General features: G+C 72.2%; 8 protein-coding genes. 5 read left to right on the top strand and 3 right to left on the bottom strand.

Translation table 11 applies throughout. From position 1 onward, the window contains the following. Positions 1 to 90 precede the first annotated feature (90 nt). Together AB0881_RS41380 and AB0881_RS41375 are read right to left on the bottom strand one after the other, a co-directional pair. Positions 91 to 714, bottom strand: coding sequence for a dihydrofolate reductase family protein (locus tag AB0881_RS41380; protein ID WP_366626379.1), 624 nt, complete (start codon positions 712 to 714; stop codon positions 91 to 93). Positions 715 to 777: 63 nt separating this feature from the next. Next, positions 778 to 1,095, bottom strand: a complete 318-nt coding sequence (locus AB0881_RS41375) for a YciI family protein (protein ID WP_366626378.1) — start codon at positions 1,093 to 1,095, stop codon at positions 778 to 780. A gap of 57 nt (positions 1,096 to 1,152) precedes the next feature. Between AB0881_RS41375 and AB0881_RS41370 the strand changes: the two genes are divergently transcribed. Both AB0881_RS41370 and AB0881_RS41365 read left to right on the top strand, forming a co-directional pair. Continuing rightward, the gene (locus AB0881_RS41370) at positions 1,153 to 1,467 is read left to right on the top strand and encodes a metallophosphoesterase (protein ID WP_366626377.1); all 315 of its coding nucleotides are present in this window, start codon (positions 1,153 to 1,155) and stop codon (positions 1,465 to 1,467) included. Beyond that, positions 1,436 to 1,819 carry a hypothetical protein gene (locus AB0881_RS41365; RefSeq protein ID WP_366626376.1) on the top strand — a complete coding sequence of 128 codons (384 nt, stop codon included), beginning with the start codon at positions 1,436 to 1,438 and terminating at the stop codon, positions 1,817 to 1,819. Before AB0881_RS41370 ends, AB0881_RS41365 begins: the two co-directional genes overlap by 32 nt. Positions 1,820 to 2,366: 547 nt before the next feature. On the opposite strand, the gene AB0881_RS41360 is transcribed toward AB0881_RS41365, so the two are convergent. Then, on the bottom strand, positions 2,367 to 3,026 hold the full coding sequence (locus AB0881_RS41360) for a TetR/AcrR family transcriptional regulator (protein WP_366626375.1): 660 nt from the start codon (positions 3,024 to 3,026) through the stop codon (positions 2,367 to 2,369). A 103-nt stretch (positions 3,027 to 3,129) separates the two neighbouring features. On the opposite strand from AB0881_RS41360, the gene AB0881_RS41355 reads away from it, so the two are divergent. From AB0881_RS41355 to AB0881_RS41345, 3 genes are all read left to right on the top strand, one after another. Beyond that, positions 3,130 to 5,013: an acyclic terpene utilization AtuA family protein gene (locus AB0881_RS41355; protein WP_366626374.1), complete on the top strand. Its 1,884-nt coding sequence runs from the start codon at positions 3,130 to 3,132 to the stop codon at positions 5,011 to 5,013. A gap of 71 nt (positions 5,014 to 5,084) precedes the next feature. Beyond that, positions 5,085 to 6,620 (top strand): carboxyl transferase domain-containing protein, encoded by a 1,536-nt coding sequence (locus tag AB0881_RS41350; protein WP_366626380.1) that lies wholly within the window; start codon positions 5,085 to 5,087, stop codon positions 6,618 to 6,620. A gap of 23 nt (positions 6,621 to 6,643) precedes the next feature. After that, on the top strand, positions 6,644 to 8,071 hold a 1,428-nt coding region (locus AB0881_RS41345; protein ID WP_366626373.1), incomplete at its 3' end, for a biotin carboxylase N-terminal domain-containing protein.

The following is an 8,071-nucleotide window of genomic DNA, read 5'->3' as shown; positions in this document are numbered from 1 at the left end:
GATGGTACTGCATGGGAGACTGTGTGGGAGAGTAGGACACCGCCGGACATTTATTAGGGGAAGGCCCCGCCAGTGATGGCGGGGCCTTCTTCATTCTGCGGGGTGTACTCGATAGCGGAGCCAGACCAGGCCGCCGTCGAAGGACTCGGATGTGGTGAGTTGCAGGTCGGCGACCGATGCAGGCTCTGTTCCGTACCAGAAGTGGCGGCCGCGTGCTCCGGCTAGGCATGGGTGGACGAGGAGGCTTACCTCGTCCAGGAGGCCTTCCTTCAGGAGGGCGCCGATCAAGGCTCCTCCGCTGTCGACCCGGATGACATTCGCGCCGTGGTTGCGTCCAAGGACGTCGATGGCTTCGGCCAGGTCGACGCGTTCCCGGCCGACGATCAGCTCGCGTACGGTACGGCCGGGCGGACGTGGAGGAGTCGTCATGGTGTGGAGTGCGAGCACGTCCGACCAGTGCCCCGCGTTCCGCAGGGACTCCCATTCGCTGACGCGGCCGCGGCCGTCCACGATGGCGAGGAGCGGGCCGGCGGGGGCGGGGCCGGGTTGCGGCGCCGATGCCAGAGCCTCCTCCTGCGCGAGGATCGTGTCCGCTCCGACGAGGGTGACGTCTTCCTTGAACGTGCTCGCGAGCTCGTAGAAACGGCGCATGTCCGGCTCGAAACCGGTGGTGGAGCCTTCGACGGAGACGGCTACGTGGGCGACGACGTACATGGCCTCACGGTACTGCGGATGCAGGTCAGTGCCTGTCCGCGTTCGCGACCGGGGCGTCGGGTGTCAGGTGAGCGCCTTCAGGGCGGGGTGCCGGCGGCCCGGGGTGATCGTGACGATGCGGTACGCCGCGACGCCGGCCTGGACGAAGGGGTCCTCGGACGTGATCCGTTCGATCTCGGCGCGGTCCACGCCGTGGGCGATGATGGCGCCACCCACGTCGGTGGGGACGGTCTGGCCCGAGACGAGGAACGTTCCGGCGCGGTGGTGCCGTTCCAGGTAGGCGGCGTGGTCGCGGAAGTATGGTTCGGCGGCCTGTTCCGTCCCGGTGTATTCGACGAGGAGCAGGTGCATCTGCTCGGATGTTCCGTGCGAGCGTTCCATGGGTTCGATCTTCTCGTACGCATCCGGTCTGATGATCGGGAGCGGTAGCCTCCTGGGGTGCGCATCGTGGCGGTGGCCGACACCCACACCTTTCATGATGAACTCGTCGTTCCCGAGGGCGATGTCCTCGTGCACGCGGGCGACCTGTGCCGGCGCGGGAAGGACCTCGGGGAACTCCGGGACGCCGCGGACTGGATGCACGACCTCCCGCACCGAACGAAGATCGTTGTCGCCGGCAACCACGACTGGATGTTCCTGGACGATCCCGGCCGGGCTCGCGCCGTCCTGGCCGACCGCGGTATCCGCTACCTGGAGGACGGCGGTACCGAGGTCGACGGGGGTGAGGTTCTGGGGCAGCCCCTGGCAGCCTGAGTTCAACGAGTGGGCGTTCAACCTGCCGCGCGGCCGTCCCCTGGCGGAGAAATGGGCCATGATCCCCGAGGGGGTCGACGTCCTCGTCACGCACTGCCCTCCGCTCGGCATCGGTGACGCGGGCGCCCTCCCGGGGCGGCACGGCTGCGCGGACCTGCTGGAGCGGGTACGGCGGGTGCGTCCGAGGCTGCACCTGTTCGGGCACATCCACCACGACGGCGGACTCTGGCGGGACGGCGGGACGACGTTCGCCAACGTCACCACCTGGGAGTGCGAGCGTGGCCCCACCGTCATCCGGCTGGAGGCGGCCAGCGTCACGGGCGAGGTCGTGCCTCCGGCGCGCTCCCTGTGAGATCTTCTGCTGGTGGGCCTTCGTGTGGGGTGTGTGTTAATCGGCGCAGGCTTGGAGGAGATGCGCCTCCACTCCAGGTCCTGTGACGGGTTGTCGATCCAGGCCTGTGTGGCGGGTGGAAGACGGCCCAACCGATCTGGGCGGCCAGGCCCCGCCTGGCGGCCGGGAGCGTCGCGCCGCCGGAGCGCCTCGGCCGGGACGTCGGTCAGCGCCTCGGCCTTGGCCAGGTCGCGCTCGCGGAGCGTCGGTGTGGCGGCGATGACGACCATGGGTTCCTCCCCATGCTCATCGCCACCGCGCGGAAGAGCGGCGTCACCCTGAAGAGCATTCGCGGAGACGATCGTCCGGGGCCTGGGCCTCCCCACGGCCCTCGCTGCCTCCGGACCAGGCCGCCGGGCACTACGCAGCCCGTTCGTGGCCGCCGTCTACGGCTTCGGCGGGCCCGTCTCCGGTGTTGGCGCGCGGGAGCCGCTCGGCTGGTCGTCCGTTCATCCGGCGCGGCTCGAAGTCCTGGAGCACGGCGCCAGCCTCACCGCGTCGGAGGTTATTAGGGGCGGAGGGCGTGGTCGAGGGTGACGGCCCACTGGCGGAGGAGGCGGGAGCGGCGGGCCGAGTCGTCGGTGAGCAGGTCGGCCAGGCCGAGGCCGCGGACGAGGTCGAGGGTCGCCTGGACGCTCTCCCGTACGCCGGGGACGGTCTCGTCCGCGCCGAGGGCCTCGACCGTGAGGCGGTGGGCCTCGCGGCCGACCTTGGCCTCCAGGGGGACGACCTGGGCGCGCAGCTGCGCGTCGGAGCTTGCGGCGACCCAGAGCTGGAGGGCGGCACGGAACAGCGGGCTGGTGTACATCTCGCCGAGGAGGGTCAGCACGTCGAGCGTGGACGGGCGGCGGCCGGCGAGGGCGTCCAGGTGCTCGCGCATCCGCTCCATGCGGGTCTCGGTGCCGTACTCGACGGCGGCGGTGACCAGTTCTTCTCGGGTGCGGAAGTGGTGCTGGGCGGCGCCGCGGGAGACACCGGCCTCCTCGGCGACGACGGCGACCGTCGTACCGGACCAGCCACGGGCGGCCAGGCAGCCGATGGCGGCCTCGAGGAGCCGTGCGCGGGTGGCGCGGCTGCGGTCCTGGCGCGGCTCGCGGGTGGGCTGGGCGCTCTGCGGTGGCTGGGTGGTCTCAGAGGTCTGGGAGGTCTGGGAGGTCTGGGAGGTCATGGTCTCCTCGGCTCGGTGGAATGACCAGTCAAGCAAACGGGGCGTCCAGAAAACAAGCATGCGTGATTGATTTTTTCGGGCGCGGCTGGCTAGTGTGCAGGCCATGACAGCGCTGCGGATCGGCAACGCCTCAGGCTTCTACGGCGACCGCTTCTCGGCCGTGCGGGAGATGCTGGACGGCGGGCCGCTGGACGTCCTGACCGGGGACTACCTCGCCGAGCTGACCATGCTCATCCTCGGCCGGGGCAGGCTGAAGGATCCGGACGCCGGGTACGCGGCCACGTTCCTGCGCCAGATGGAGGAGTGCCTCGGGCTGGCCGCCGAACGCGGGACGAAGATCGTCACCAACGCGGGCGGGCTCAACCCGGCGGGCCTGGCGGCCAGGCTGCGGGAGCTGGCGGACCGGCTGGGCGTGGAGGTGCGGATCGCTCACGTGGAGGGCGACGACCTGCTGCCGCGCGCGAAGGAGCTGGGGCTGCACCACGACCGGTACGGCGCGCCGCTGACCGCCAACGCCTACCTGGGCGCGTGGGGGATCGCCGAGTGCCTGGACGCCGGCGCGGACATCGTGGTGACCGGCCGGGTGACCGACGCGTCGCTGGTCGTCGGGCCGGCCGCGGCCCGCTTCGGGTGGGCGAGGGACGACTGGGACGCGCTGGCGGGCGCGACCGTGGCGGGCCACGTGCTGGAGTGCGGGGCCCAGGCGACCGGCGGCAACTACGCGTTCTTTCAAGAAATCTACAACGTAAAGGCACCGGGCTTTCCGCTGGCCGAGATCGAGGCGGACGGCTCCTGCGTCATCACCAAGCACGACGGCACCGGCGGAGCCGTCACCGTGGAGACGGTCACGGCGCAGCTGCTGTACGAGATCGGCGGGCCGGCCTACGCGGGACCCGACGTGACGACATGGTTCGACACGATCGAGCTGGAGGCCGCCGGGCCCGACCGCGTACGGATCGCCGGGACCAGGGGGTCGCCCCCGCCCGAGACCACCAAGGTGTGCCTCAACCACCTGGGCGGCCACCGGAACGAGATGACGTTCGTGCTCACCGGCCTCGACATCGAGGCCAAGGCGGACTTCGCGCGTGCCCGGCTTGAGGAGGCCATGGGCGGGGCGCGGCCGGCGAAGGTCGAGTGGACGCTGGTCGGCACGCCGAAGGAGGACCCGGAGACGCAGGGCGAGGCCACGGCCCTGCTCCGGTGCGCCGTACTGGACCCGGATCCGGAACGGGTGGGCCGGGCGTTCAGCGGCGCGGTGGTGGAGCTGGCGCTGGCCGCCTACCCCGGCTTCACGATGACCTCCCCGCCGGGCAAGGCGAGCCCGTACGGGGTGTACAAGCCGGCGTACGTGGTGAACGCGGAGATCCAGCAGGTCGCCGTGCTGCCGGACGGCACGCGCCGCGCGGTCGCGGGCGCCCATGCGACGGCCACGCCTGTGCCGCCCGCCCAGGGGGGCGACCCCAGTACCATTGTCAACCTCCCAGGTCAGGCAGCGGTAGACCCCGCCCGATCTGTGGAAAACCCCTCCACGACCACCCCCGCCACGCGGGAAGGCCCCACCGGCTTCACAGACGCCCAACCTTCGGGTGGAGGCCCCGTTCCCTCAGGTGGAAGCCTCCACCACGGAGAAGAGCCAAACCCCTTCGCGGACGCCCCCACCGTTCGTGTTCCGCTGGGCCGGGTCGCCGGGGCCCGCAGCGGCGACAAGGGGGGCGACGCCAACATCGGGGTCTGGGCCCGTACCGGTGAGCAGTGGCGCTGGCTCGCCGCCTTCCTCACCGCCGAACGGCTCAACGCGCTCCTGCCGGAGACGCGCGGGCTCCCCGTCACGCGCCACGTTCTGCCCAACCTCCGCGCGGTCAACTTCGTCGTCGAAGGGCTGCTGCAGGAGGGAGTCTCGGCGTCGACCCGGTTCGATCCGCAGGGCAAGGCCCTGGGGGAGTGGCTGCGGTCCCGCCTCGTCGACGTTCCGGAGGCCGTCCTTTGACGCTGAGCACGGTGACCCTGAAGAGCACGCTGGACGTCCGCGGTCCGGAGTACGAGGAGCGGCGCGCGGCCATGCTCGCCAAGCTCGGCGGGCTGGAGGACGAGCACGCCAAGGCGCTGCTGGGCGGCGGCGAGAAGTACGTCGAGCGGCATCGCAGGCGCGGCAAGATGCTGGCGCGGGAGCGGATCGAGCTGCTGCTGGATCCGGACTCGCCGTTCCTGGAGCTGAGCCCGCTGGCGGCGTGGGGGAGCGACTTCCCCGTCGGTGCCAGCGTGGTGACCGGGATCGGGGTGGTCGAGGGCGTCGAATGCGTGATCATCGCGAACGATCCGACCGTCCGCGGCGGGTCGAGCAACCCGTGGACGGTCAAGAAGACGTTCCGGGCCACCGACATCGCCTTCGAGAACCGGCTGCCGGTGATCAACCTGGTCGAGTCCGGCGGTGCCGACCTGCCCACCCAGAAGGAGATCTTCATTCCGGGCGGGCGGCTGTTCCGCGACCTGACGCGGCTGTCGGCGGCGGGGATCCCCACGATCGCGCTGGTGTTCGGGAACTCCACCGCGGGCGGCGCGTACATCCCGGGGATGTGCGACCACGTCGTCATGGTGAAGGAGCGCGCCAAGGTGTTCCTCGGCGGGCCGCCGCTGGTGAAGATGGCCACCGGCGAGGACGCCGGCGACGAGGAGCTGGGCGGCGCGGAGATGCACGCCCGCTCGTCGGGGCTGGCCGACCACATGGCGGTGGACGAGGCGGACGCGATCCGGCTCGGCCGGCGGATCGTCGCCCGGCTCAACCACCGCAAGCAGGGGCCCGCGCCCGCCGTCGGGTACCGGGAGCCGCTGTACGACGCGGAGGAGCTGGCCGGGATCGTCCCCGAGGACCTGAAGATCCCGTTCGATCCGCGCGAGGTCGTCGCCCGGATCGTGGACGGCTCGGAGTTCGACGAGTTCAAGCCGCTGTACGGGACGAGCCTGGTCACCGGGTGGGCGCGGCTGCACGGCTACCCGATCGGGATCCTGGCGAACGCGCAGGGCGTGCTGTTCGGCGAGGAGGCGCAGAAGGCGGCGCAGTTCATCCAGCTGGCCAACCAGAGCGACACGCCCCTGCTTTTCCTGCACAACACGACCGGCTACATGGTCGGCAAGGAGTACGAGCAGGCGGGGATCATCAAGCACGGCGCCCTGATGATCAACGCGGTGGCGAACAGCAAGGTGCCGCATCTGACGGTCGTCATGGGCGCCTCGTACGGGGCGGGCAACTACGGCATGTGCGGCCGGGCGTACGACCCGCGGTTCCTGTTCACCTGGCCGAGCGCCAAGTCGGCCGTGATGGGGCCGCAGCAGCTCGCCGGGGTGCTGTCGATCGTGGCCCGGCAGGCCGCGGCGGCCCGCGGGCAGGATTACGACGAGGACCAGGACCGCGCGATGCGCGAGATGGTGGAGAACCAGATCGAGGCCGAGTCGCTGCCGTACTTCCTGTCGGGGCGGCTGTACGACGACGGCGTCATCGACCCGCGCGACACCCGCACCGTGCTGGGGTTCTGCCTGTCGGTCGTGCACAACGCCCCCGTACGCGGCGCCGACGGCTTCGGCGTCTTCCGGATGTGAGGCCGCCCGTGAGCGAGGAACGAATGATCGACAGACTGCTGGTGGCCAACCGCGGCGAGATCGCGCGCCGCGTCTTCCGCACCTGCCGCGATCTCGGCATCGGGACCGTCGCGGTGTTCTCCGACGCCGACGGGCCGGAGGCGCCGCACGCGGCGGAGGCGGACGCGGCGGTGCGGCTGCCGGGCGCCGCGCCCGCCGGCACCTACCTGCGCGGCGACCTGGTCATCGCGGCCGCGCGGGCGGCCGGCGCGGACGCGGTCCACCCGGGGTACGGGTTCCTGTCGGAGAACGCGGCGTTCGCGCGGGCGGTGATCGAGGCGGGGCTGACCTGGGTCGGGCCGCCGCCCGCGGCGATCGAGGCGATGGGCTCCAAGATCGAGGCCAAGAAGCTGATGGCGGCGGCGGGCGTGCCGGTGCTGCCCGAGCTCGATCCGGACGCCGTCACCGAGGCCGACCTGCCGATCCTGGTGAAGGCGTCGGCGGGCGGCGGCGGGCGCGGCATGCGCGCCGTCCGCACGCTCGCCGAGCTGCCCGCGGCGGTGGCGGCGGCGCACCGGGAGGCGCAGGCGGCGTTCGGCGACCCGGCGGTGTTCTGCGAGCCGCTGCTGGAGGGCGCGCGGCACGTCGAGGTCCAGCTGATGGCCGACGCGCACGGGACGGTCTGGGCGCTCGGCGAGCGCGACTGCTCCATCCAGCGCCGCCACCAGAAGATCATCGAGGAGGCGCCGTCGCCCGCCGTGGACGGCGCGCTGCGCGCGGAGCTGTGCCGCGCCGCCGTGGACGCGGCCCGCGCGATCGGCTACACCGGCGCCGGAACGGTCGAGTTCATGCTCGGCGGCGACGGGCGCTTCCACTTCCTGGAGGTCAACACCCGCCTCCAGGTCGAGCACCCGGTGACCGAGTGCGTGTACGGCCTCGACCTGGTCCGGCTGCAGATCGAGGTCGCCGAGGGCGCGCCGCTGCCGGGGCCGACGCCGCCGGAACCGCGCGGGCACGCGATCGAGGTGCGGCTGTACGCCGAGGACCCCGCCGCCGGCTGGCGGCCGGGCAGCGGGACGCTGCACGCCTTCGAGGTCCCCGGGGTGGACGCCGAGTTCGACGTCCCCGCCGGGTACGGGCTGCGACTCGACAGCGGGGTGGAGAGCGGCGGCGAGATCGGCGTCCACTACGACCCGATGCTGGCCAAGCTCATCGCGTACGAGCCCACCCGCGCGGCCGCCGCCCGCCGGCTGCGCGCCGCGCTCGCGGCGGCGCGCGTGCACGGCGTGACCACCAACCGGGACCTGCTCGCGCGCACGCTCGCCGAGCCGGCGTTCCTGGCCGGCGGCGCGACCACCGGCTACCTCGACGAGATCGGCCTGGACGTGCTCGCCGCGCCGCTGGCGGACGCGGCCGCCGTGCGGCTGTCGGCGCTGGCGGCCGCGCTCGCGGGCGCCGCCGCCGACCGCGCC

The organism is Spirillospora sp. NPDC029432, from assembly GCF_040703975.1.
Taxonomy (GTDB): Bacteria; Actinomycetota; Actinomycetes; order Streptosporangiales; family Streptosporangiaceae; genus Spirillospora.
The sequence above is the reverse complement of the archived record's forward strand: the minus strand, read 5'-3'. Positions and strand labels throughout refer to the sequence as shown.

Coding starts and splice junctions, on each gene's coding strand:
- AB0881_RS41360 (WP_366626375.1), bottom strand. CDS start 3,026: ATGACCTCCCAGACCTCCCAGACCTCCCAGACCTCTGAGACCACCCAG.
- AB0881_RS41375 (WP_366626378.1), bottom strand. CDS start 1,095: ATGGAACGCTCGCACGGAACATCCGAGCAGATGCACCTGCTCCTCGTC.
- AB0881_RS41380 (WP_366626379.1), bottom strand. CDS start 714: ATGTACGTCGTCGCCCACGTAGCCGTCTCCGTCGAAGGCTCCACCACC.
- AB0881_RS41350 (WP_366626380.1), top strand. CDS start 5,085: ATGCTCGCCAAGCTCGGCGGGCTGGAGGACGAGCACGCCAAGGCGCTG.
- AB0881_RS41355 (WP_366626374.1), top strand. CDS start 3,130: ATGACAGCGCTGCGGATCGGCAACGCCTCAGGCTTCTACGGCGACCGC.